At 65.9% G+C, this 22,362-nt stretch carries 22 protein-coding genes; 10 read left to right on the forward strand and 12 right to left on the reverse strand.

Going from position 1 to position 22,362, the window contains the following annotated elements; translation table 11 throughout:
* Positions 1-501: 501 nt before the first annotated feature.
* The 3 genes from ACP159_RS10410 to ACP159_RS10420 all read right to left on the reverse strand — a co-directional run bounded on the left by ACP159_RS10410 (position 502) and on the right by ACP159_RS10420 (position 1,944).
* The gene (locus ACP159_RS10410) at positions 502-999 is read right to left on the reverse strand and encodes a MarR family winged helix-turn-helix transcriptional regulator (protein WP_425099623.1); all 498 of its coding nucleotides are present in this window, start codon (positions 997-999) and stop codon (positions 502-504) included.
* 281 nt (positions 1,000-1,280) lie between these two features.
* The gene (locus ACP159_RS10415) at positions 1,281-1,544 is read right to left on the reverse strand and encodes a succinate dehydrogenase assembly factor 2 (RefSeq protein ID WP_425099624.1); all 264 of its coding nucleotides are present in this window, start codon (positions 1,542-1,544) and stop codon (positions 1,281-1,283) included.
* Position 1,545: 1 nt separating this feature from the next.
* Positions 1,546-1,944 (reverse strand): helix-turn-helix domain-containing protein, encoded by a 399-nt coding sequence (locus ACP159_RS10420; RefSeq protein WP_425099625.1) that lies wholly within the window; start codon positions 1,942-1,944, stop codon positions 1,546-1,548.
* A 124-nt stretch (positions 1,945-2,068) separates the two neighbouring features.
* Here ACP159_RS10420 and ACP159_RS10425 point away from each other — a divergent pair, with 124 nt between their 5' ends.
* From ACP159_RS10425 to ACP159_RS10435, 3 genes are all read left to right on the forward strand, one after another.
* The gene (locus tag ACP159_RS10425) at positions 2,069-3,271 is read left to right on the forward strand and encodes a pyridoxal phosphate-dependent aminotransferase (RefSeq protein WP_425099626.1); all 1,203 of its coding nucleotides are present in this window, start codon (positions 2,069-2,071) and stop codon (positions 3,269-3,271) included.
* Positions 3,272-3,287: 16 nt separating this feature from the next.
* Positions 3,288-3,689, forward strand: a complete 402-nt coding sequence (locus tag ACP159_RS10430) for a hypothetical protein (RefSeq protein ID WP_425099627.1) — start codon at positions 3,288-3,290, stop codon at positions 3,687-3,689.
* A gap of 172 nt (positions 3,690-3,861) precedes the next feature.
* The gene (locus ACP159_RS10435) at positions 3,862-4,785 is read left to right on the forward strand and encodes an HNH endonuclease (RefSeq protein WP_425099628.1); all 924 of its coding nucleotides are present in this window, start codon (positions 3,862-3,864) and stop codon (positions 4,783-4,785) included.
* Between the two features lie 105 nt (positions 4,786-4,890).
* Here the strand turns inward: ACP159_RS10435 and ACP159_RS10440 are convergent, their stop codons facing one another.
* The 5 genes from ACP159_RS10440 to ACP159_RS10460 all read right to left on the reverse strand — a co-directional run bounded on the left by ACP159_RS10440 (position 4,891) and on the right by ACP159_RS10460 (position 9,191).
* Entirely contained in the window at positions 4,891-5,553 is a 663-nt protein-coding gene (locus ACP159_RS10440; RefSeq protein WP_425099629.1) for a DUF1194 domain-containing protein, read from the reverse strand.
* On the reverse strand, positions 5,550-6,233 hold the full coding sequence (locus tag ACP159_RS10445) for a DUF1194 domain-containing protein (RefSeq protein ID WP_425099630.1): 684 nt from the start codon (positions 6,231-6,233) through the stop codon (positions 5,550-5,552). Before ACP159_RS10445 ends, ACP159_RS10440 begins: the two co-directional genes overlap by 4 nt.
* Positions 6,234-6,237: 4 nt before the next feature.
* A complete protein-coding gene (locus tag ACP159_RS10450; RefSeq protein ID WP_425099631.1) occupies positions 6,238-6,672 on the reverse strand; it encodes a VOC family protein in 435 nt (144 codons plus the stop codon).
* A 77-nt stretch (positions 6,673-6,749) separates the two neighbouring features.
* The gene (locus tag ACP159_RS10455) at positions 6,750-8,195 is read right to left on the reverse strand and encodes a surface lipoprotein assembly modifier (protein ID WP_425099632.1); all 1,446 of its coding nucleotides are present in this window, start codon (positions 8,193-8,195) and stop codon (positions 6,750-6,752) included.
* A gap of 9 nt (positions 8,196-8,204) precedes the next feature.
* Entirely contained in the window at positions 8,205-9,191 is a 987-nt protein-coding gene (locus ACP159_RS10460; RefSeq protein WP_425099633.1) for a hypothetical protein, read from the reverse strand.
* Positions 9,192-9,398: 207 nt separating this feature from the next.
* Here ACP159_RS10460 and ACP159_RS10465 point away from each other — a divergent pair, with 207 nt between their 5' ends.
* From ACP159_RS10465 to parE, 4 genes are all read left to right on the forward strand, one after another.
* A complete protein-coding gene (locus ACP159_RS10465) occupies positions 9,399-10,190 on the forward strand; it encodes a thymidylate synthase (protein WP_425099634.1) in 792 nt (263 codons plus the stop codon).
* Positions 10,190-10,663 carry a dihydrofolate reductase gene (locus tag ACP159_RS10470; protein ID WP_425099635.1) on the forward strand — a complete coding sequence of 158 codons (474 nt, stop codon included), beginning with the start codon at positions 10,190-10,192 and terminating at the stop codon, positions 10,661-10,663. The genes ACP159_RS10465 and ACP159_RS10470 overlap by 1 nt, the downstream gene beginning before the upstream one ends.
* Positions 10,664-10,667: 4 nt before the next feature.
* The gene (locus tag ACP159_RS10475) at positions 10,668-11,204 is read left to right on the forward strand and encodes a hypothetical protein (RefSeq protein WP_425099636.1); all 537 of its coding nucleotides are present in this window, start codon (positions 10,668-10,670) and stop codon (positions 11,202-11,204) included.
* A gap of 662 nt (positions 11,205-11,866) precedes the next feature.
* Positions 11,867-13,825, forward strand: coding sequence for a DNA topoisomerase IV subunit B (gene parE, locus ACP159_RS10480; protein ID WP_425099637.1), 1,959 nt, complete (start codon positions 11,867-11,869; stop codon positions 13,823-13,825).
* 64 nt (positions 13,826-13,889) lie between these two features.
* Here the strand turns inward: parE and ACP159_RS10485 are convergent, their stop codons facing one another.
* Positions 13,890-14,087: a CsbD family protein gene (locus ACP159_RS10485; protein WP_425099638.1), complete on the reverse strand. Its 198-nt coding sequence runs from the start codon at positions 14,085-14,087 to the stop codon at positions 13,890-13,892.
* A 138-nt stretch (positions 14,088-14,225) separates the two neighbouring features.
* On the opposite strand from ACP159_RS10485, the gene ACP159_RS10490 reads away from it, so the two are divergent.
* Positions 14,226-14,912, forward strand: coding sequence for a hypothetical protein (locus tag ACP159_RS10490; protein WP_425099639.1), 687 nt, complete (start codon positions 14,226-14,228; stop codon positions 14,910-14,912).
* A gap of 9 nt (positions 14,913-14,921) precedes the next feature.
* Here the strand turns inward: ACP159_RS10490 and ACP159_RS10495 are convergent, their stop codons facing one another.
* Both ACP159_RS10495 and ACP159_RS10500 read right to left on the reverse strand, forming a co-directional pair.
* The gene (locus ACP159_RS10495; protein ID WP_425099640.1) at positions 14,922-15,320 is read right to left on the reverse strand and encodes a c-type cytochrome; all 399 of its coding nucleotides are present in this window, start codon (positions 15,318-15,320) and stop codon (positions 14,922-14,924) included.
* Positions 15,321-15,416: 96 nt separating this feature from the next.
* A complete protein-coding gene (locus ACP159_RS10500; protein WP_425099641.1) occupies positions 15,417-16,889 on the reverse strand; it encodes a hypothetical protein in 1,473 nt (490 codons plus the stop codon).
* A gap of 256 nt (positions 16,890-17,145) precedes the next feature.
* Here ACP159_RS10500 and ACP159_RS10505 point away from each other — a divergent pair, with 256 nt between their 5' ends.
* Positions 17,146-19,191, forward strand: a complete 2,046-nt coding sequence (locus ACP159_RS10505) for a S8 family serine peptidase (RefSeq protein WP_425099642.1) — start codon at positions 17,146-17,148, stop codon at positions 19,189-19,191.
* A 321-nt stretch (positions 19,192-19,512) separates the two neighbouring features.
* Here ACP159_RS10505 and ACP159_RS10510 read toward each other — a convergent pair whose 3' ends face one another.
* A complete protein-coding gene (locus ACP159_RS10510; RefSeq protein WP_425099643.1) occupies positions 19,513-20,595 on the reverse strand; it encodes a phosphatase PAP2 family protein in 1,083 nt (360 codons plus the stop codon).
* A 161-nt stretch (positions 20,596-20,756) separates the two neighbouring features.
* Here ACP159_RS10510 and ACP159_RS10515 point away from each other — a divergent pair, with 161 nt between their 5' ends.
* On the forward strand, positions 20,757-22,361 hold the full coding sequence (locus tag ACP159_RS10515) for a transcriptional regulator (RefSeq protein WP_425099644.1): 1,605 nt from the start codon (positions 20,757-20,759) through the stop codon (positions 22,359-22,361).
* The last annotated feature ends 1 nt before the right edge of the window (position 22,362 follow it).

The raw sequence follows: 22,362 nt of genomic DNA on the forward strand, positions 1-22,362 counted from the left end.
CCATCATTGATCGGCAAGAATGAAGCGTTGCCTGTCAGGCTACCAGCCATCCGGCGCAAGTCAATTTTTTCCTTTTGAAAATCCGGGATTTAATGCGCCTCGCCGCAAAACGGGGATACGGGTCCCCCCGTCGCATCCGCGTCGGGTTCGGAGCCATCCGTCAAACCGGGCTTCGGACTGCGCCGTCCTGTGCGGTGGCCCGGCCGGGCCCTGTCCAGGCCGCGCTCGGGGCCAGGGTGCGGAAGCGCAAGGCGATGCCGGACCGGGACCAGCCATGAGTCGCGGCGCCACAAAAGGCCAATGGGCCGCGGCGTGGCGTGGGTCAGCGATGGAAGGAGAGGATCGGGAAAGGATCGCGGAGATTGGCATCGGCGCCGGCAGTCCGGCGCGGGAGGGAGCGGGTGGAGCAAGAGCGGCCTTCTGCCGGTCCGACTGCTCGCTGCCTGAAGGGGCGAACCACGCGGCGTTCTGCCTGCGGGGCGCGCGGAGGTCGTCGGTCTTTCAGTAGATGTAGCGGATCTGGTCGGTCCAGTACCGCTCCACCCGGCGCAGGGAGTTGGTGATTTCGTCGATGCCATCGAGGCTCAGGACGTTCTTGCCCTGCAGGCCCTCGGCATGACGGCCGAAGAGATCGGTCACGATGTCGCGGATCTCGCGGCCGCGCTGGGTCAGGCGCACGCGCACCGACCGGCGGTCGATCTCGCAGCGCTGATGGTGCATGTAGCCCATCTCGACAAGCTTCTTGAGGTTGTAGCTGACGTTCGAGCCCTGGTAGTAGCCGCGCGACTTGAGTTCGCCCGCCGTCACCTCGTTGTCGCCGATGTTGAACAGCAGCAGCGCCTGCACCGCGTTCACGTCGATGATGCCGAGCCGCTCGAACTCGTCCTTGATGACGTCGAGCAGGAGTCGGTGCAGCCGTTCCACGAGGCTCAGCGCGTCCAGGTAGCTGGCCATGAACCCCTGCTCGCCGGGTTTGGCCACCGTTGAATGTATGCTCATGTGTGTCTCCGCCTGATTTCGGTGTCTGCGGAAACTGCCCCTTAAAGACCAATATTGCGTTAAATGACGGCGATACTGTGGAAAATGCGATCTATATTTTCGCCTCATTTCAATCGACGGGCATGGCATCGCGTGCTGCCCCGTCCGCGCGTCCCCGGAACCCGTTTCGGCGGGCGCGGGCTCCCTCCCCCATGGGGAGGGCCGGGGTGGGGGCCGAGCGCCCGGTAGCCGTCCAGAGGGCGATGTTCAGCGAGGGACAGGGGGAGACCAGGACCCGGCGGTCACCCCGCGCCCGATGCCACCGCGCGGATGCTGTCCACCAGCGGGGCATGCGCGGCCGGAGCCGGTTTCTGCCCGGAAATCCACTGGTAGAGGTCCTGATCGTTTTCTTCAAGCAGCGCCTCGTAGGCGTCGAGTTCCGCATCCCCCATCGCCGCAAGCCGCGCGTCGCGGTAGCGGATCAGCAGGATGTCCATCTCCTTGGTCCCGCGCCGCATCGAGCGCATCGCCAGCCGCTTCTTCCGTGTCTCACGGTCCTCGGACATCTCAGCCCTTCTCCTTCAGCAACAGCCGCAGCGCCTTCTCCAGGCGGCCCAGCTTTTCCGCCTGGCCCTTCATCTTCGCCCGCATGGCCCGAATCTCCGCCAGGATATCGGCGACCTCCGGCGACAGAGCCTCCTCGTCTGGTGCGCTGACCCCCTCGCCCTCGCCGGTGATCAGCCAGACCATGGAGACGTTGAGCAGACCGGACAGCATCGACAGCTTGTTGGCGCGTGGCTCGGACATGTCGTCCTCCCAGCCCTGCAGCGTGCCCAGCTTGACGCCCAGCCGCTTGGCCAGGCTTTCCTGGGTCATGCCCGAGGCCTCGCGGGCGGCGGCCAGGCGGTCGCCGAAGGTCGCCGCGTCGGGGCCGTACCAGTCGGTTTCGGTTGTGGTGTCGCTCATCGTTCTCTTCCTTCCCGGGCGGCATCCAGACGGCAGCCCCTCAATGCACCCGGCGCAAAGCCTTGTGCGCAGGCACCGTGCAAACTAAGACAGTCGGCGGCACATTACAAACGGATGACCCCGCATGTCCTTCCTCTCCGAAACGCTGGCGCGCGTGCAACCTTCGCCCACCGTCGCCATCACCGCACTTGCCGCCGATCTGGTCCGGAACGGGCGGGATGTCATCGCGCTCAGCGCCGGTGAGCCGGATTTTGACACGCCGGAGACCATCAAGGCCGCAGCGATTGCGGCAATCCAGGCCGGAAAAACGAAGTACACCGCGCCCGATGGCATTCTCGAGCTGAAACAGGCGGTCTGCGACAAGTTCGCGCGGGAGAACGGCCTGACCTACACGCCGTCGCAAATCAGCGTCTCGACCGGCGGCAAGCAGGTGCTCTACAACGCCCTCCTCGCCACGCTCAATCCCGGCGACGAGGTCATCATTCCCGCGCCCTACTGGGTCAGCTATCCGGACATCGTCCGCCTCGGCGGCGGCGCGCCGGTCATCGTCACCGGCGAGCGCCAGATGGGCTACAAGATCACCCCCGAGGCGCTGGAGGCGGCGATCACCCCCGCCACCAAGTGGTTCATCTTCAACTCGCCATCGAACCCCACCGGCGCGGGCTACACCCGGGACGAATTGAAGGCCCTCACCGACGTGCTGCTGCGCCACCCGCATGTCTGGGTGATGTCCGACGATATGTACGAACACCTCGCCTACGATGGCTTCGAGTTCTGCACCCCCGCGCAGGTCGAGCCACAGCTGTATGACCGCACCCTGACCGTCAACGGTGTCTCCAAGGCCTACGCCATGACCGGCTGGCGCATCGGATACGCCGGCGGGCCGGAAAAGCTGATCGCCGCCATGCGCAAGCTGCAATCGCAGAGCACCACCAATCCGTCGAGCATCTCGCAATGGGCGGCGGTGGAGGCGCTGAACGGCCCGCAGGACTTCCTCGCGGAGCGCTGCGCCGCCTTCCTGCGCCGTCGCGACCTCGTGGTCCGCCTGCTGAACGATTGCCCCGGCATCACCTGCCCGACGCCCGAAGGCGCGTTCTACGTCTACCCGGACATCGCGGAATGCATCGGCAAGACCAGCAAGGGCGGCACGCGGATCGAGAATGACGAGGCCTTCTGCAAGGCGCTGCTGGAAGAGAACGGCGTCGCCGTGGTCTTCGGCGCGGCCTTCGGCCTGTCACCCAACTTCCGCGTGAGCTACGCGGCGTCGGACGATGCCCTGACCGAGGCCTGCGCCCGCATCAAGACGTTCTGCGAAGGTCTCTCCTGACGGTTCCGGTGCCCCCATGTCCAGCGATCTGCCCGAGTTCTACTTCCGCACCCGCGACAACGGCGCGCTGGTCTACCGCGTCGACACCGAGAACCGGCAGCGGCGCATCGACCTGAACCAGATCGCCGTGGTCAACCTGAACAAGGGCGAGATCCGCGCGCATGGCGAGCATGTGCTGACCGAGGATGAGACGGCAGCGATCCGGGACTGGATGGACGGCCGGCAGGCGGTGCTCGCAGGCCGCGAGACCGAAGACATCCTGCGGACCATCGACGCGCTGCACACCGCCGCGCAATGGGCCCAGAGCCGCGCCACACCGGAGGCTCTGGAAGCGGTGACGGACGATCTTCTGCTGGCGATGCACGACCTGCGGCAAGTGCTGGTGCGCAAGAAGGCAGATCGGGTGCCGAAACCCTGACCGGGGCGGCATTTCTTGAAGGAAGAAATGCAGGGGGCTCCGCCCCCTCGGCTCTGGCGAGCCTCACCCCCGAGGGTATTTTCGGACCAGAGAAGCACGCGACGCGGCCTTCCCCTCAGGCTTGGGACACCAAGGCCCTTGCGTTTCTCCGTGGTGCGGTTTTCCTGGCGGCATGGTGAAACTCGTTCTCCTGCACAAGGCCGACTCGATCTACGATGACGAACCGGACGTCCGGTATGATTTCCCGCGCGCCTATCTGAAGGCCGTGAAGGAGGCCGTCGGCGACTGGGTTGTCTATTACGAGCCGGTCAAGGCAGGGCCGCGCGGGTATTTCGCCGTGGCGCAGATCCGGCAGGTGATCCCGAAGCCGGGCGTGCCGGGGCGCTATCTCGCCCTGATCGAGCCCGGAAGCTACCTGCCGCTGGACCGCGAAGTCCCCCGGCTCGTGTCAGGCCGACCGCTGGAGTCCGCCTTGATGGAGCGGGACGGCACGCCGAAGAAGGGCGGCGCGGTGCAGCTGGCGGTGCGGCGCCTGCCGGATGCGGAGTTTGCCCGCATCGTGACCCTCGGCCTGCCGCCGGACCTGGAAGACATCGAAGCCCGCCGCTACGACCCACGCCGTCCCGAAATGGATGACGGCGCCGCGATCTTCGAACGCCCGGTCCTCGAACGCCTGACCCGACGCGCTTACCGGGACGTCGCCTTCCGCCGCAAGGTCCGCGAAGCCTACGGGTATCGCTGCGCCATGTCCGGCCTGATGCTGCGCAACGGCGGCGGGCGGCCCGAGGTACAGGCGGCGCATATCCGTCCCGTCGAGCATCAGGGCAGCGACTCCGTCCGCAATGGCCTGGCCCTGTCGGGCACGCTGCACTGGATGTTCGATCGCGGGCTGATCTCCGTGGCCGACGACAATGAGACCATCCTCGTCTCGCACAACAAGGTCCCGGGTGAGGTCGTCTCCCGCCTGCTTGCGCCGGGCGGCAAACTCCTGCGGCCGGCCAACCCCCACGATCTCCCACATCCGGAAAACCTGCGCTGGCACAGGGAAAACGTGTTCGGCCGCGCTCTGCCCGAGGAACCGACGCCCTGGGGATGACCCGTCCCCGGCTTCTTCTTGGCAAAAATCCCCCGGGGAGGCTCGCGCAGCGAGACGGGGCAGAGCCCCGAACCAAAATTTTGTCCCGGCAAAATTTTCCCCGCCCTATTCCCGCTCGGACAGCACCAGGACCTGCAACTCCCGCTTCAGCTTGCGCACCATCGCGGCCTCGAAGTCCTCGAAGCCAAGAGCAGGTTCCACGAAAGCCTGTTCGCCCTCGATCACGTAGGCTTTGAAATACCCGAGCAGGGCGCCCGGTTCCTCGCCTGTCACCACCAGCGCGTTGATGGTCAAGCCGCCGGGGCGCACATCCTGCGGGCGCGGGCCGGTGTTGCTCTCGCCATCCCCGGACAGATCCAGCACCCGCCGCCAACACGCGCCCTGATCGGCAAGCATCCTTGCCCCCGCCTGTTTCGCCACGCCGATCGCCGTGGATGGATCGAGCTTGGCACGCCCGGTCCGGCGCAGCCGTTGCGCCACGGCGGCAAGGTCCGGGGCCCCGAGCACCGTCACCCACTCCTGCAGAACCCGCGGCGCGTGCGGGCCGCTCCATTCGAAAACCATCAGCCGCACCGGCGCATCGGGCATGGCGAGGAAGGCGTCGACCACCTCGCCGTTCTCCAGCGCCGCCGCCAGCCCGTCCAGTTGCAACCGATACTCCTGCGCATCCACGGACCCCGACACGTCCAGCCCCAGGGACAGTGCCTGGCGACAGGCCGCCTCCGCTGCGCCGGCCAAGACCGACAGCAGAACCAGCAGCGCCTTCATTCCAGCGCCCCGATGATCCGCACGGAGACCTCGCGCAGCAGCTTGCGCCGCATCGCCTCCTGGAAGCCTTCGTAGCCCTGCGCGGTTTCCAGGAAGGCTCCTGGCCCCTTCAGCACGAAGAACTCGTAATGCTCGCGCACGTCGGGATCGGCGCCGAGCACCGTCAGCCCGTTCACCGTCACCCCGTCGAAGGGGAAGTGCCGGTACGCCAGATCCGGGCCGAAGCCGTCGTTGGTGATACCGTCCCCGGACACGTCGATCACCTGCCGCTCGCAGGGCGGAGCGCGAGTCAGCATGGTCGCGCCGAACCCCAGCGCGTAGCCCAGGGCCGTCGGGAACCGCGAGTACGACCGCCCGGTGCGCCGCAGCACGTCCGCCGCCGCCCGCACATCCGCCTCGCTGCCCAGCAGGGTCCAGTCGAGCACCACCGTCGACTGCCGCCGTCCGCTCCACTCGTAGACCGCCAGCGCCACGGAGCCGCCGCCGCCGTCGAGGATGGCTGCCATCACCTCTGGAGACTCCAGCGCCGCCGCCGTGCCGTCCCGCTGCAACAGGTATTCGCCTTCGTCGACGGAGCTTGACACGTCCATCGCCAACAGCAGCGCCAGCCGACAGTTATCCTGCGCCCGCGCCGCCAGGGGCGACGCGCACAGCAGGACCAGCAGCCAGAGCCTCAGCACGCCATCACCAGTGCCCGGTGTTTTCCATCGACGCCCAGGGTTCCTGCGGCGGCAGGGCGTCGCCCTCCTGCAAAAGCTCGATCGACACGTTGTCGGGCGAGCGCACGAAGGCCATGTGCCCGTCGCGCGGCGGGCGGTTGATCGTGACCCCGGCGTCCATCAGCGTCTGGCACATCGCGTAGATGTCCGGCACCGTATAGGCCAGATGCCCGAAGTGCCGCGAATCCGACGGCAAGCCATCGTCACCATCCCAGTTGTAGGTCAGTTCCACGTCCGCGTGTCCGTCCGCCTGATCCGGCGGGCACAGGAACACCAGCGTGAACCGCCCCTGCTCGCTCTCCCTGCGGCGGCGTTCGACCAGCCCCAGCATCTTGTAGAATTCGATGGATTTCTCCAGATCCTTCACCCGGACCATCGTGTGCAGATAACGGATTCCCATGCGTGCTCCCCTCTGTCGCATTCCCGGCGGTGAGAAAAATCTTTGTCCAAGATTGTGCTCACCGTCCGGCCCGGACGTCAGAATACCGACTTCAGCCCCAGCCGCAAATCGGTGCTCTGCGTCTCGTAGATGGAATAATTGGAGCGCCGGTCGCGGAAGGAAACCCCCACCTCCGGCGCAAAGCCCATGTAATCCATCTTCGGCAGCAGCACGTCGACGGACAGACCCCATTCCTCGTCCTGCCGGGGGTCCACCCACCAGCCGAACGGCGACTGCGCGTAGTCTTCCGCCGCATAGCTCAGCGTCACGCTCGGCAGCAGCCCCATCACCGGCGCGGTCCGCGCGAATTTCAGCGCCGCCGTCTGGCTCTGCCGGTCCACCAGCCGCGAGTCGGAGGCGATGTCCGCACCGCCCAGGCTCAGGCTCAGCGCACTCTTGTCCCAATGCCGGGTCAGCGTCAGCGACGCCTCTTGCGTCACCGCGCTGCGCTGGCCCGCGTCCATCCGCGTCTCGTCCTCGTAGGCCAGCCGCACCGAGCCGGTCCAGCCCTCCGCGAGCCGCCGGGCGTAGCCGAGATCGAGCCGCACCGCGTCGGAGATGTGCATCCCCCCGCCCCAGTACCGCGACACCGACAGCTGCGCCGAACCCAGCCAGTCCTGCGCCGCGCCGCGCTGCTCGTATCCTATGGAAAACCCGAGCCGGTCGCGGCTGTAGTCCGCCGCGTCGATGCCCGGGACCTTGTCCTTCGCCGATTGCGAGAAACGCACGCGCTCGATCCCGCCCGTCGCCCCGAGGTTGATCCGGCTCTGCTCACCCAGCGCGATGCGGTAGGTCAGCGAGGCATCGCCGCCGAACCGCATCCCCGAGAGCGGCACCGCGGCCGTATTGGTAAAGGTCAGCCCGGCAAAGCTGAACTCGTTGGTCTTCGGCGCACCGTTCAGGTTGTCCGAGGGTTCGGCGAAGAGGCTCAGTTTCACCTGCCACGGCGTCGTGCTGCGCACGTAGCGGAAATCGCGCACCGCGACGGCCTTCATCTCGTCGTCCGGGGCAATCTCCGCCGCCCGGCGCAGCCAGTATTGGGCGAGGCCTTTCTTGCCGTCCGAGGCTTTCGCCTGCGCCGTCACCAGCGCCGCGAAGAAACGGTCCTTGTCGGTGCCGCCCGCGTTGGCCCTGGCCCGCGCCGTACCCGCCACCCGATCCGCCTCGTCGAAGCGCCCGAGGTCGCGCAGCGCCCGGCTCTTGAGCACCAGCGCCGCCACGTCATCCGGCAGACCCTTGAGAATGCCCTCCGCCAGCAGCAGCGCTTCCCGCGCCCGGCCCTGCTGGAGCAGCACCCCGGCCATGTCGCGCGCCTCGTCGATGCTGACCCGCGCTTCCGCCACCGCCGTTTGCGGGCCGAAGGCTGCGATGCCCGCCGCACCCGATCCGAGCACCGAAAGCCCGAAGATCAGCCCGCGCAGGGCCCGTCCCGCCGTTCCGCCTGTGTCCCTCCGCCCGGCTTCCGGACGAAGGGCCAATGTCACGCGCATCGCTCAGCGCGTCGCCACGAAGGCGCCAACCTCGCGCACGTCCACCTGGATATAATCGCCGGTGTTCGGGTCGATGCCGATCGGGCCGGTGCCCTCGACCACCACGATGCCCGCGACTTCCTCGCCGTTCGGACCGGTGAACAGGCCCTGCCAGGTCCCGGTCGCGCCGACGCCGTTGGTGTTGTTGCCGCCATACACGCCCGCGGTGGAGCTCTGGATCGTCCAGTTGCTGAAGTCGATCTGCGCCGTGGCCAGCGAGATGAACTCGTCCGAGCCGTTCAGGTCGTTGATCGGCACCCCGGCCTTGTCGAAGAACTGGCGGTTGGCGATGATCCCCTCGACCGCGCCGAGATCGTCGAAGTCCTCGATGTCGACGTCGATGCGCACGTCGCCGATGACATACTGGATCTCCGAGCCAGTATCCGGGTCGATGATCGTGCGCACCGCGGCATACTCGCCGTTGAAGACATAGTTCTGGTTCGCATTAGGCAGAGAGCCGTCACCGCTGAGCCGCTGCGCCGAGGCCCCGCCGAAGCCGAAGGTCACGTAATTGTCGTTGCCCACCGCGGTGACCTGCGAATACCCCGACGCCGAGCGCCGGAACACCGCGTAATAGCGGTTCGAACCCTGAACGTTGCGATAGGCCGAGAAGGGCGAACCCGCATTGCCGAGCGCTGTCGAAGCCGCCGTGTCCCGCGCATACCGGTTGTCGCCGCCGTCGAATGGCAGGTTGTTCAGCACCAGCTGCCCGGTCTGCGGATCGAAATCCACGTCGTTCATGGTCAGGTCGGCATTCGCGTCCGTGCCATAGACATCCGGCCCGGTGCTGCCGCCGGGTTCGGTCGGCACGTTTGTCGGCATCGGTTCGTCGATCAGCGGCTGTGCGCCGGTGCCGACGCCCGCGCTGTCGTCACTCTCGCTCGCCGGATTGCCGCCGTCACATGCGCCAAGCGCGCCCACCAGCGCGAGCGCAACAAAAAATCGTTTCATCTGACTGCCTCAGGTCTTGCCCGTTTATATTTTGGGGACCAGCCTGCGCATCGGCGCGGGTCCTGTCAAACCCCTGCCCCGCCACCGCCGCAGTTTCATCAAATGTGAGGCAAATCCGCCTCTACAGCATCTCGCACTCCCCCTCCGGCTCAACACCAGATATAGTCGCAGCCGACTCATTTCGTGACGCCGACCCGGAGCCTCCCCATGCAACAATACCTCGACGCCCTGCGCACCGTCCTTGACCACGGCACCCCCTCGACCGACCGCACCGGCACCGGCACCACCTCCTACTTCGGCCTCCAGGCCCGCTACCCGCTCAAGGACGGCTTCCCCCTCGTCACCACCAAGAAACTCCACCTCAAGTCCATCGTGCACGAACTTCTGTGGTTCCTCTCCGGCGACACCAACATCCGGTATCTCAAGGCAAACGGCGTCTCGATCTGGGACGAATGGGCCGACGCGGACGGCAACCTCGGCCCGGTTTACGGCCACCAGTGGCGGCACTGGCCCGGCCACACCGGCACGATCGACCAGATCGAAACCCTCCTCGACATGATCCGCACCTCCCCGGACTCCCGGCGCCTCATCGTCTCCGCCTGGAACCCCGCCGATGTCCCGGACATGGCCCTGCCCCCCTGCCACACCCTCTGGCAGGTCCGCATCTCGGGCGGCAAACTCCACCTGCAACTCTACCAGCGTTCCGCCGATATGTTCCTCGGCGTTCCCTTCAACATCGCCTCCTACGCCCTGCTCGCCCATATGCTCGCCCATGTCACCGGCTACGAACCCGGCGACTTCATCCATTCCATCGGCGACGCCCATATCTATTCGAACCACATGGATCAGGTCCGCGAACAACTCTCCCGCGCCCCCCGCCCCCTGCCAACCCTGCGCCTGACCCGCGACGTCCCGTCCCTCTTCGACTTCCGCTATGACGATTTCGCCTTCGACGGCTACGACCCCCATCCGGCCATCAAGGCCCCGGTGGCCGTCTGATGCTCACCCTCATCGCCGCCCGCGCCCGCAACGGAGCCATCGGCAAGGCCGGGGACATCCCCTGGCACGCCCCCGAAGACCTCGCCATGTTCAAACGCGAAACCCTGGGCGGGGCTTTGATCATGGGCCGCCGGACGTGGGAGTCCCTGCCCGTCAAACCGCTGAAATCCCGGCTGAACGTGGTTGTCACCTCGAACCCCGACCTTTGCGAAATCACCGCGCCCAGCGTCGAGGCCGCGCTCGCCCTTTGCCGCGCCCAAGGCTGGTTCCGCGTCTACGGCATCGGCGGCCAAAGCATCTACGAAGCCCTGCTCCCCCTGGCGGATCGCCTGCTGGTGACGGAGGTGGATCTGGTGGTCGAAGACGCCGACGCGTTTTTCCCGGCGTTCGACGAAGGCGCGTGGCGCGAAGTGGCGTCAGAGGTGTTGAGGGAAGCGGGGCCGGTGTGTAGGGTGCGGGAGTTGGTGAGGTAGAGTAATGGGCGAGATTACATTTCAAGCTGCTTTTGCAAATGCCTTTTGGGTTTTTGTTGGGGTGGTAGCTGGCGCACTTATTCAAAGTGCATTGGGATTTGTCGAACGCAATCGCCAAGGCAGTTCAGCACTCCAAGTTTTACAAATCGAGGCCCAATTCAACCTCGAAGAACTCCAAGTCTTCAAAGATGAGATCGCACGGCAAAAAGTCCTTCTCACGGCAGGAGAAATCAATTCACAACAAGTGTTCTTTCCCATGGCTAGTTTTGACTATTCTGCGTTGGGGCCAGTGAACAACTCTGGGTACCTTCATCTCTTACTCGGATCAGACCTGCTCAAAGAGCTATTGAGTTTCAGCAAGTTTTTTAACAACCGGAACGGGGAAATTCTGCATGCACAATTGCAGCAAGAAGCGGCCCAGAATCGCTCCGTGCATTTTCTAGATCGGGTCGAGAAAAGAGCTTCGGAGTTGGAGCAAGGGCTGATGAGAATCACTCAGGTGAGCAAGAGACCTTTGTCGCTTTCAGTAACTTCGAAGTAGCGCCGAGGGCCACGCCCGACCCTGGGTGGGCGTTTCGCTCCCATTGTGCCCCGCGCAGCGCTTCAACTTAGACCGACGACACCTTGAAAACCGACAGTGCAATAAACGCCCTCCCGGGGGGAGGGGTTTGAGCCGGTCCGCGCAGCGGCAAACCGTCCTGCGGACGGTTTGAGGCACAAACGGGCGAAGCCCCGGGCGGGCGTGGCCCGAGCTTTCAGCCCGCGCCGGGGTTTGTGGGACACGCCGGGCCCTCAACATCCCCGTCCCGGGCTTGACCCGGGACCTCCTCAACATCGAGCGCCGCGCCTGAAGCGACCAAAACCACCGCTGTCCCGGACAAGAACCTCCCTGTGTCGGCGTCGACACTTTTGCAAGCACAGCGCACCCGGGGCTCCGCCCGTTCGCGCCTCAAACCGTCCCCCGGACGGTTTGTCGGGCTTCGCCCGCACGGCGCTCACCCCCCGAAAGCCCCGTTTCCAAGGCGGGCAATCTGTACGAAAAAAACGCACCTGTTGTACTGACTTTCGAACAAGCCAGCCGCGCAACGGGGCAGCGACCGCTCCGTTACCGGCACCGAACGGTGCCTTAATCCGCGCTTTTCCCGCGCCCCCGGCTCTGCCATAATGACCCTCAATCCCGATAAGAACAAAAAGGGCACGAGCATGGCCGACGACCTTCTGCAAGCCGCCGTCATCAAGGAATATGACGCCTCCTCCATCGAGGTGCTCGAAGGGCTGGAGCCGGTGCGCAAGCGTCCCGGCATGTACATCGGCGGCACCGACGAGCGCGCCCTGCATCACATGGTTGCCGAGATCCTGGACAACTCCATGGACGAGGCCGTCGCGGGCCATGCGAACCGCATCGAGGTTATCCTACATGCTGATTATGCAGTGGAAATCCGCGACAACGGGCGCGGCATCCCGATTGATCCGCACCCGAAATTCCCCGGCAAATCCGCGCTCGAAGTGATCCTCTGCACCCTGCACGCGGGCGGCAAGTTCTCCGGCGATGCCTATGAGACCTCCGGCGGTCTGCACGGCGTTGGTGCCTCCGTGGTCAACGCGCTGTCGGATTCGATGGTCGTGCAGGTGGCCAAGAACAAGGAACTCTACGAGCAGCGATTCTCCCGCGGCATCCCCCTTGGCCCGGTCGAGAAGATCGGCGCCGCCCCGAACCGCCGCGGCACCGCCACAACCTTCCACGCCGACGAAGAAATCTTTGGACATCATAGGTTTAAGCCCGCCCGCCTGTTCAAGATGGTGCGCTCGAAGGCCTATCTTTTCAGTGGCGTGGAGATTCGCTGGAAGTCCGAGATCGACGACGGCGAGACACCGTGCGATTCGGTCTTCCACTTCCCCGGCGGGCTGGCTGACTACCTGACGGAAAGCCTCGGTAAGTCAATGACTTACAGCGACAAGCCCTTCTCCGGCGTGGTCGATTTCCGCGAGAAATTCGGCGTTCCGGGCAAGGTGGAATGGGCCATCAACTGGACCCCCTCCCGCGACGGCTTCATCCAATCCTACTGCAACACCGTCCCAACCCCCGAAGGCGGCACCCACGAGGCCGGATTCTGGTCCGCGATCCTGAAGGGTGTGAAGGCCTACGGCGAGTTGGTGCAAAACAAAAAAGCCAGTCAAATCAACAAGGACGACCTGCTGACCGGGGGCTGTGCGCTGGTGTCCTGCTTCATCCGGGAGCCGGAGTTCGTCGGCCAGACCAAGGACCGGCTGGCCACCACGGAGGCGCAAAGACTGGTCGAAAACGCTGTCCGCGACCACTTCGACAACTGGCTGGCCTCCGACACCAAATCCGCCGGAGCAATCCTTGATTTTCTGGTCCTCAGGGCCGAAGAGCGCCTCCGCCGCAGGCAGGAGAAGGAAACCGCGCGGAAGTCCGCGACGAAGAAACTCCGCCTGCCCGGCAAGCTGACCGACTGCACCGCAAAGAGCCGCGAGAACACCGAGCTCTTCATCGTCGAAGGCGATTCGGCCGGCGGCTCCGCCAAGGGCGCCCGTTTCAGGGAAACCCAGGCCCTCCTGCCCCTCAAGGGCAAGATCCTGAACGTCCTCGGCGCGGCCTCCAACAAGCTGACATCAAACGCAGAAATCCGTGACCTTTGCGAGGCCATGGGGGTTGGGCTCGGCACGAAGTTCAACCTCGACGACCTGCGGTACGACAAGATCATCATCATGACCGACGCCGACGTCGACGGCGCGCATATTGCCTCGCTGCTGATGACCTTCTTCTTCACCCAGATGCGCCCGCTGATTGACCAGGGCCACCTCTACCTCGCCTGCCCGCCGCTGTACCGCCTGACTCAGGGCGCGAAGCGCATCTATGTGGCGGACGATGCCGCCAAGGAGCAGGCGCTGGCCAAGGGTCTGGGCGGAAAGGGGAAAATCGACGTTCAGCGGTTCAAGGGCCTTGGCGAAATGGACGCGAAGGATCTCAAGGAAACCACGATGGACCCGGCCACGCGGACTCTGATCCGGGTGACGATCCACGAGGACGAGCCGGGCGAGACCGGCGATCTTGTCGAGCGACTCATGGGCAAGAAGCCGGAGCTGCGCTTCCAGTACATCCAGGAAAACGCCCGTTTCGTCGAAGAACTGGACGTCTGAAGACGAAAACGGGCGGGTGCCCGAGGGAAAGGCACCCGCCCGATCCGTCAATCATTTCAGCGGCTTACAATCCGGCCACGAAGCGGTCGAACTCCTGCTCGGCCTCCTCCCGGCTCTTGCCGTACTTCTCCTGGATCTTGCCGACCAGTTGCTCGCGCTCGCCGCGGGCTTCCATGACCTCGTCTTCGGTCAACTCGCCCCACTCCTCACGGACCTTGCCGGTCAGTTGCGACCATTTGCCTTTCACTTGATCCATATTCATGGCGGACCTCCTTTCAGGTTCCAGTGCCTTTGGAGGTCAAACGCGCCATGGCCCCGGAAGTTTCCTTCCCCGCAAAAAAATCGGTCAGGTTCCCCTTCCCCCCTTGCCTGATCGCCCGACACGCGGTCAGATCATCCCATGCGCAGCCTGTTGTTTTTCCTCCTGTTCCTCGCCGCCTGCGGGCGTCCGCTGACCCCGTCCGAGACGGCCTACCTCAAGGCCATCCAGGGCGATCAGATCGACACGAAGCGCATCCGCGTCATCGACGGGCATTTCGCCGGGAGTTATGTCTACACCATCCCGGTGCGGCCCCGGACCACCTGTCAGGAGCGCATCTGGCCGCCACTGGAAAAGGAGACGACCATGGAAGTGTCTCCCGCCGCCAGCGTGCTCTTCAACACCATGATGGTGCGCAAGGATCTCTATGCCGACGACCTGATGCAGGGGTGGCCGACGCAGATCGACTTGGCTTCGGCCATGCTGTTCGCCCATGAGGCCACGCACGTCTGGCAATGGCAGAACCGCAAGCGCACGAAATACCACCCGATCAAGGCGATCTCCGAGCATGCAAGCAGCGCCGATCCCTATCTCTTCGATCCCGACACGCCACAGGATTTCTTGAGTTACGGCTATGAACAGCAGGGCAGCATCGTGGAGGAATACGTCTGTTGCCGCCTGCTCGATCCCGAGGCGCCGCGCACGGCCCGGCTGCGCGAGATGATCGCGCAGCACATGCCGGTCGACGGTCTGGACCGGGCGCTTGGACCCGGCACGGTCAGGCTGCCCTGGTCCGGGGTCCAGACCGAGGGCATCTGCCGACAGTGATCGCCCGGATCATTCGATCCGCTGGATTTCCTGCAGGTAGGCGACGAGGTCTACCACTGGCCGGGATGTCATCACCGGCTGGCCCGAGGGCGCCTTGATCGCAACGTCATAGCTGCCCTCGAAATAGTCGCCGAAAACCGGCATGGGTGAGCCGTGGCTGACCAGAGGATCGCGCCCGTCGATGCGCATCACGACCCGTTCCAGCGGGAAGGTCCCGCCATTCCGGGCGCTGAGTTCTGTCAGGTTGACCGGCTTTATCAATAGCACCCCGGCCATCGGTCCGTCGCCGCGGCCTTCCAGCCCGTGACAGGTGGCACAATGGGTGTGGTAATGTGCCCGGCCGATGTCGGCGTCCTGCGCCAACACCGGCGTGGTCAGCGTGATGGCAAGTAAAGCGGCTAGTCTCATGGAAACGTCCTCCGATGCCCCATGACCACTTTGGCACAGGGCATCGGAGTGCGCCTTGATCCGCGTCAACCGGGCGGGAGGGGACCGTTTGGCGGATCAGACGACGGCGGTCAGATGTGCCCCCGGCTCCGCCGCGTCCTGCGGCCACTGGATGCCGGTGGAGCCCACCCGAAGCTCTGCGAAGCCGCGCCCGAAAGACCGGGCCTTTGCCCGCAGGCGCAAGGTCCTACCGTCGAAGTCGCGGAACGACAGGGTCGCGTCGCGGTTGTCCGCCTCCAGCACCTCGCGCAGGGCATGCAGGGCGATGGACTGGCCGAGGCGCATGTCCTGATGGTTCTCCGCCGGGAAGTATCCGGCGGTGACACAGCGGGCCAGAGCGGTGTTGGAGACCGCCTTGTCCAGTTCCAGAGCCAGGTCCATGGCATCCCCGGCACGCGCTCCGAGACGCAGGCGGCGCGGTTCGCGGGTATCCAGCACGGCCTTGAGCACGGTGGCCATGGCTCCGGCAACCACGACATGGGCGGCGGCGTCCGAAGGATGGCTCGGCGTGTTGGACGCGCCAAGCGGCAGGAAGAGTGTCCGCTCGAACCGGGCCCGCGCCCGCGCCTGCAGGTTCGCACCGCTGACCCAGCTCAAGAGATCCGGCGCGGCAAGCGCAAGTTCGTCCGCCGCCCGGCGGTACAGATCCTGCGCCGGGTCGCAATGGCGCTCCTCGCGGGCGAGGTAGACGGTCATCCGCGCCGCGGTGACCGCCGGGCGCATCAGCCGCTCCTGCACGGCAAGGCGGGTGACCGCCGCAAGCCGCGCACGGCGCTCGACCCGCGCGAGCAGCGACAGCAGGCGTCCGCCCCGCCACACCGGCGCGGCGCCAAGCCCGGCGTCCATCCCCACGTCCTGCGCCAGCGCGGAGAGGGCCGCGGCATAGTACGGCCGCCCGGCAGGCGCATCGAGGATATGACGGGCCATTTCCGCCGGCGTGTGGATCGGCGCCGAAGGGGACTTCTCTCCCGGCAGTCTCAGCCCTGCCCCGGCATGCGCCGCACACCAGCGCGACCATACCGACAGGGCAACGCTTTCCTCCGGCGCCTCGAGCGGACCCTCGACCGGCGCCACGGCGCTGTCGGTCTCGTAGATCCGCGACAGGCCGGCCCGGCCCACCGGCAGCGCGACACCGCTGCGGAACAGCGTGCCGAGCGTCAACTGCCGGTCGCCGTTCCAGCGCAGCACGCGACGCTGATGCGCCACCGGGCCATAGCCGGAGGGGCCGTCGGCCAGCGGCACGGCCGCGTCCGACCAGGCGAGCGTGCGGACCTGGCAGAGCATCTCGTGCAGGCTCACCGCAGTGCCCGGCGTCACGGCGACCACCGCATGCGGATCGGCCATGCTCTCGAACGGATGCGCGGCCACCAGACCGGCGAGGAAGAGATCCGCCATGTCCGCGGCCAGTTCCTGCGAAGACAGGATCGGCGCGGCAGGCAGGGCGACAGGGTCCGTGCGCCGGGGACGCGGACCGCGGGAACACTCGATCACCTTGAAACAACGGACTGGCTGAATGTCAGGCAGAGTCATCGAAGTCACCTTGTGGCAGCAAAGCGCGGAATCGCGCAGTTAACGAAAGGTTAACTTCACCTTGACGTTGCGGCGTGATCGCATCGCAAATCCTTCGTGAACCTTCGGTGAATCCGCGCGGCCTGGGGCGAAACCCGGTGCGATCACTGGGTTTCCTGCGTGAATTTTGCGTAAACACGGGGCGGATTCTTGACGGATCAGGGCACGCGGGACTTATCTGGTTTCATTGAATTGAATGTATGGTCGGGAGAGAACCTTGGTTTACGCTTGGACGGGGGCGCAGGACGCTGAATTCGACGATGCCTATCTGGACTGGTCCGGATTGCTGGAACGCCGCCGCGCGGCGCTGGCCCCGGCGGATCCGGACTGGGGTGCGCTCTACACGCCGATCTTCGTCCGGCTCACCGGACCCGGGGCGCGCGCCGGGTTGATCGCTGCCCTTGGTGCGGACGACTCGCTGAGCATGGATGGCCATGAGTTCGCCGAGCTGACCGCCCGGGCCGGCACAAGCGATCCGCTGGACGGCCTGCCCGACGAATACGCGCTGTACGTGAAGGCCGGGACGGCGGCGAAGGCCCACGAGACCCTCTTCACCATCCTCGACCGGGGCATGCCGGTACGCCTCGCCGCGTCCGGGCCCACCCCCGCCCAGCCACCCGCCGCGGCCCCCTCCGACACGCCCGGCGCTCCCATCGTGGCGGTGATCGACGACGGCATCGCCTTTCTCAACGCCCGTTTCCGCAAGACCCTTGCGGATGGAACACAGGTCAGCCGGTTTCACGCGCTCTGGGTCCAGACGCTGGAGCAGCGCAGCGGGAGCGACCGTGTGGCCCTCGGCAAAGTGCTGACACGCGACGAGATCACCGCGCAGCTCGGCGCCGAGGAGAGCGGAGCCTACACCGCGCTGAACGCCGAACTGTTCAGCGGCGCGGCGCGGCAGATCACCGACTTCGGCACGTCTCACGGCACGCATATCCTCGATCTGGCCGCAGGCGCCGACCCGGATGGTGCGGACGCGGCCCGCGACTGGCCGATCCTCGCCGTGCAACTGCCGCCACAGGCCATCGAGGACACCTCGGGCACCCGGTTCGAAAGCTACGCCGTGCAGGCGGTGCGCTGGGTGCTGCGGCGCGCGGCGGAGGTGGACCGGACCGCGCCGGTCATCGTCAACCTGTCGCTGGGCGTGGTGGCCGGGCCGAAGGATGGCACGCGCTTCGTCGAGTACCAGATTGCCCGGGAGGCCGCCGAATGGGAGCGCGTCACCGGCCAGCCGGTGCGGATCGTCTGGTCTTTCGGAAACAACCGCCAGAGCAAGCTGGTCTCACGCCACAACCTTACCCCGGACACGCAGCGCAGGTCGGTCTGGCGCGTGCAGCCCTCGGATCAGACCCCGAGCTACATGGAAATCCGCCTGCCCCGAACCGATCTCACAGGGCTGTCGGTGGAGGTCGAGGGGCCGGAGGGCCCGAAATCCGGGTTCGAAACGCCGGCCCCCGGCCAATACCGCACGCTGAACCGGAACGGCGCGGCGGTGGCGCGGATCTATCACGTCCCGGCCCGCGACTTCGGCAACGGCGTCGCCAGCCCGGCGCATCTGGTTCTGGCGCTTGCCCCGAGCGAGGGCCGAAAGACCGGCGAGCCGGAGGCCGCGTCCGGCGCGTGGACAGTCACCCTGCGCCATGACGGCGGCGATCCGCTGGACGTTGTGCTGCAAATCCAGCGCGACGACGGGCTGCGCGGCTATGCGGCGCAGGCGCGGCAGAGTTACTTCGACGATGACGGGGCCCATGCCTGGGACGCGGATCGGCAGGCCTACACCGGGCTTTGCCCGAAAGGGCCGATTACGCGGGACGGCACGCACAGCGCCATGGCAACGGCGCCGGGGCGACAGGTGTTCACCGTCGGGGCGGCGGTCGGTGACGGCACGGAAAACCGGGTCAGCGCGGCGCGGTACAGCGGCGCGGGCGCGGACTGGTCCGTCCCGGGCCCCACCGTCGCGACTCTTGCGGAGGAGTCGCGCGCGCACCCCGGCGTGCTTGCCTCCGGCACGTTCAGTGGCAGCACGCGCAGTCTCGGGGGCACCAGCGCCGCTGCCGCGCGTTTGACCCGCGCCCTGGCACTTTCCGCAGCGCGGCTCGCCGCCCTGCCCGCATCGCCCCACCTCGACGATCTCGACCCGCAGAGGGTGAGTCTGCTGCCTGTGGCGCCGGGCGCCGAAGCGCAACTCGGCAAGGCGGTCGTGCTCGTTGCGGATAGCAGCCGCCGGGTCTGGCGCGATGACGTCGCGGTGCCCGTGGGCTGACACCTTATCCGAAGGTCCTGACCCTGAAGCGTCCCGCCTTAAACCTGAGCCACAAATACCCTGTCGCACCTGCGGTGCTATCGGGACATTTGTGGCGCAGGTTGATTCAGGTAAAAGGCGGGACGCTGTAAGCGTTTCCGGTTGAACATGAGGCACGCATGCCCTGCCATACTCTGTATTCCCGGGACATGCGTGCCGCTCGATGTTCCAGGTCAAACCAGAACGCCGTAAACAAAACATCCGGGACGCCGCGAGGCATCCCGGAGCACTCGTGAAACTCCAGAGGGGAACGACACCCCAGCTGCTACTGATTAAGACCGATTACCACTCGCCCTTCGCGGCCTCCCACATACTGGAAAGCCACGCGGGAACCTGACCACTCGGTAAAGGCGAAGAAGAAACCTCGATCACCGAGGCATCGTTCAGGGCGGAGGAAAGCAGGGAAAGATTAAAATCACCCTTATAGCTTTCGCCGTGAAAGAGCCGCGCCGAGGTTTCCGTCTCGCCATCGAGCAGCCGCACCAGCGCCTCCGCCACCGTCACGCCCAGCACGGCGCCCGCCATGCTGTCGGTCGGGAAATGCACCCCCGCGACGGTGCGGTTTGCGGCGATGCGGGCGGCGTGGCGGTAAAGCTCGTTGCCGTTCGCGATCTCGCTCGCCGGATCGAAGGCACGGTTGTAGAACAGCCGCGTCAGCAGCGTCGCCAGCGCGAAGGATTCCGTCGCGTGGCCCGACGGCCATGAGCCGTGACCCGGGGTCTGGATGATCGGCTGGACCTTGTAGGACATGGCGATCGGGCGGGCGACGTCGAAGCCGAATTTCAGCGGCATCTCGATCGACTGCATCAGCCGCAGCACCGCGTAGTGCAGCATCAGCGTCCATTTCGTCGCCTCCGGGGACATATGCCCGACCAGCCCGAAGAAGGACCGCAGGTTGCCGATCTGTACCTTGATCTCGCCAAGGCGGTCCGGACGCAGGTCGGCGGCGGTGCGCAGGTAATGCAACTGGTGATCGGCGAGGAACTGATCCTCCGGCTTGTTGAGAGTCACGATAGTCTGGCCGAAACACTGCACCGTGCCGGTGGCGTTTGCCGCGGCCGTGTTGCCCAGCGTCACGCCGAACAGGCTCCTGAGGGTGCTGTCGAGAACATGCGCCTTCGGCTTTCCTCCCAGCGTCTGATACGCTTCCCAGCTGCCGCGCCCGGTGCTGAGCGGCGTGCGGTCGGCGGAGCCGTCCCAATAGCCGACGGTGCCATCCCGCGCCGAGCCAAGGGCACCGCTCGGAGCACCGCCGCGCCGGCCGTCATAGGCGTCATAAGCATCGTACGCATCATACGCATCATACGCGTCATAAGCATCGTACGCGTCGTAGGCATCATAGGCGTCATAGGCAGAACGCGGCATTCCAATCCCCCCGAAAATTCTTGTATTAACCTTTGTCCAAACCCGGTCCGCCGTCAAATTGGGAAACCGCATCTCCCCGAGTATTAACGGAATATTCACGGCAGTTGCCCGCTCCGGGACGGAATGGTAGCCTTGCGCAGTTTCAGGACCGATCCGGGCAAATGATTACGCAGCAAAACCGCTTACATGTCTCGGTGCTCGGCTCCTTTCACCTGACCGGGCCCGCGCAGGAGACCCTCACTCCGAAAGGCGCGAAGAACCAGGCGCTTGTGGCCCTGCTTGCGCTCAGCCCCGGCATGACCCGTCCGCGCCGCTGGCTCGAGGACAAGCTGTGGTCGACCTTCGGACCGGAGCAGGCCAGCGCCAACCTGCGCCAGGCCCTCAGCAAGCTGCGCACCGCGCTTGGCCCATGCAGCGACGTGCTCGGCGCGGATCGCACGACGGTCACGCTGGACAGCGCCCGGGTGTCCGTCGACGTGCTCGACGAGCCGCTGCCCGTAGACGAACGGCTGGAGCTCCTGCAGGGCCTCGACGTGCGCGATCCGGAATTCGAGGAATGGCTGCGGATGGAGCGCGCCGAACTCGAAGCCCGCATCAGCCGCGCCCGCCCCGTCGCCGCGACCGGCATCCTGATCAACTGTCAATCGGCCTCGGACGGCCCGATGCAGGACACCTTCGCCGGAGAAGTCCTGGCCAACCAGATCGGCGAGAGCATCAGCGAACAGATCCGGGCGTGGCGGCAGTCCCACGACTCTGCCGAGCAGGCGGACCAGATCCCCGCCGCCGACATCAGCGTGACCTCGCAGCTGCTGCGCGATGATTCCGGGCATTCGCTGTTCATCAAGGCGGTGCACCAGTCGAGCGGGCGCATCCTCTATTCCAAGCTGCAGCACGTCGACCAGCTGGGCGACATTCTCGAAACCCACGAGAAGATCGGCAAGACGATCTTCGAAGCTTCGGACCAGATCATCGGCAAGCTGCCGCAGGTGCTCGAAAGCACCCGGCCCGAAGCCCGGGCGACCGCCCTGTCGCGGCTGGCGCTCTACCGGATGTTCAGCTTCGAACGCAACGCGCTGCGCGAAGCCTATGGCCTGATGAAACAGGCCTATGACCATGACCCCAACGGGATCTACCTCGCCTGGACGGCGCTGATCCGGGCGACGCAGATCGTCGAACTGGCCGAGGACAACCCGCAGGCGCTGCGCGACGAGGCGGTGGACCTGCATTACAAGGCACTGGAACAGGGCGCGGACAACGCGCTCGTGCAGGCCATCGCGGGCAAGATACGCGGCACCACCCTGCGCGACGGCGCGGGCTTCTTCGAACTGGCGCAGCGGGCGGTGGAACGCAATCCGGCCAATGCCTTCGCCTGGAACTCCATGGCCGAGGCGCACCTGTTCGCGGGCGACCACGAAGCGGCGCTGGCCGCCTCCAAGCGCGCCAGCTTCATCGCCTCGACCTCGCCGTTCAAACATTGGTGGGACACCGGGCGCTGCCTGATCGCCATCGCCTGCAACAAACCCGACGAGGCCATCGAGGCGGGTGAGGCCGCGACCCGCGCCGCGCCGCTGTCGCGCCCGGCGCACCGGCAGTTGCTGGCGCTCTACGCGCTCAAGGGCCAGCTCGACAAGGCGCAGGCCGTCGGTGACAAGCTGGCCAAGATCGAGCCGGGCTTCTCGCTCGACCGCATCGTCAACGACGGCAACTACCCGGTCACCTTCCTGCGCAAGAACGGCATGCTGGAGCCGATCCGGGCGCTGCTCTGAG

The sequence above is a fragment of the Tropicibacter sp. S64 genome (assembly GCF_049803835.1).
Taxonomy (GTDB): domain Bacteria; phylum Pseudomonadota; class Alphaproteobacteria; order Rhodobacterales; family Rhodobacteraceae; genus Pacificoceanicola.

Coding starts and splice junctions, on each gene's coding strand:
- ACP159_RS10510 (WP_425099643.1), bottom strand. CDS start 20,595: ATGCCGCGTTCTGCCTATGACGCCTATGATGCCTACGACGCGTACGAT.
- ACP159_RS10490 (WP_425099639.1), top strand. CDS start 14,226: ATGCGCAGCCTGTTGTTTTTCCTCCTGTTCCTCGCCGCCTGCGGGCGT.
- ACP159_RS10420 (WP_425099625.1), bottom strand. CDS start 1,944: ATGAGCGACACCACAACCGAAACCGACTGGTACGGCCCCGACGCGGCG.
- ACP159_RS10470 (WP_425099635.1), top strand. CDS start 10,190: ATGCTCACCCTCATCGCCGCCCGCGCCCGCAACGGAGCCATCGGCAAG.
- ACP159_RS10460 (WP_425099633.1), bottom strand. CDS start 9,191: ATGAAACGATTTTTTGTTGCGCTCGCGCTGGTGGGCGCGCTTGGCGCA.
- ACP159_RS10515 (WP_425099644.1), top strand. CDS start 20,757: ATGATTACGCAGCAAAACCGCTTACATGTCTCGGTGCTCGGCTCCTTT.
- ACP159_RS10410 (WP_425099623.1), bottom strand. CDS start 999: ATGAGCATACATTCAACGGTGGCCAAACCCGGCGAGCAGGGGTTCATG.
- ACP159_RS10440 (WP_425099629.1), bottom strand. CDS start 5,553: ATGAAGGCGCTGCTGGTTCTGCTGTCGGTCTTGGCCGGCGCAGCGGAG.
- ACP159_RS10425 (WP_425099626.1), top strand. CDS start 2,069: ATGTCCTTCCTCTCCGAAACGCTGGCGCGCGTGCAACCTTCGCCCACC.
- ACP159_RS10465 (WP_425099634.1), top strand. CDS start 9,399: ATGCAACAATACCTCGACGCCCTGCGCACCGTCCTTGACCACGGCACC.
- ACP159_RS10475 (WP_425099636.1), top strand. CDS start 10,668: ATGGGCGAGATTACATTTCAAGCTGCTTTTGCAAATGCCTTTTGGGTT.
- ACP159_RS10415 (WP_425099624.1), bottom strand. CDS start 1,544: ATGTCCGAGGACCGTGAGACACGGAAGAAGCGGCTGGCGATGCGCTCG.
- ACP159_RS10500 (WP_425099641.1), bottom strand. CDS start 16,889: ATGACTCTGCCTGACATTCAGCCAGTCCGTTGTTTCAAGGTGATCGAG.
- ACP159_RS10495 (WP_425099640.1), bottom strand. CDS start 15,320: ATGAGACTAGCCGCTTTACTTGCCATCACGCTGACCACGCCGGTGTTG.
- ACP159_RS10430 (WP_425099627.1), top strand. CDS start 3,288: ATGTCCAGCGATCTGCCCGAGTTCTACTTCCGCACCCGCGACAACGGC.
- ACP159_RS10485 (WP_425099638.1), bottom strand. CDS start 14,087: ATGAATATGGATCAAGTGAAAGGCAAATGGTCGCAACTGACCGGCAAG.
- ACP159_RS10450 (WP_425099631.1), bottom strand. CDS start 6,672: ATGGGAATCCGTTATCTGCACACGATGGTCCGGGTGAAGGATCTGGAG.
- ACP159_RS10435 (WP_425099628.1), top strand. CDS start 3,862: ATGGTGAAACTCGTTCTCCTGCACAAGGCCGACTCGATCTACGATGAC.
- parE (WP_425099637.1), top strand. CDS start 11,867: ATGGCCGACGACCTTCTGCAAGCCGCCGTCATCAAGGAATATGACGCC.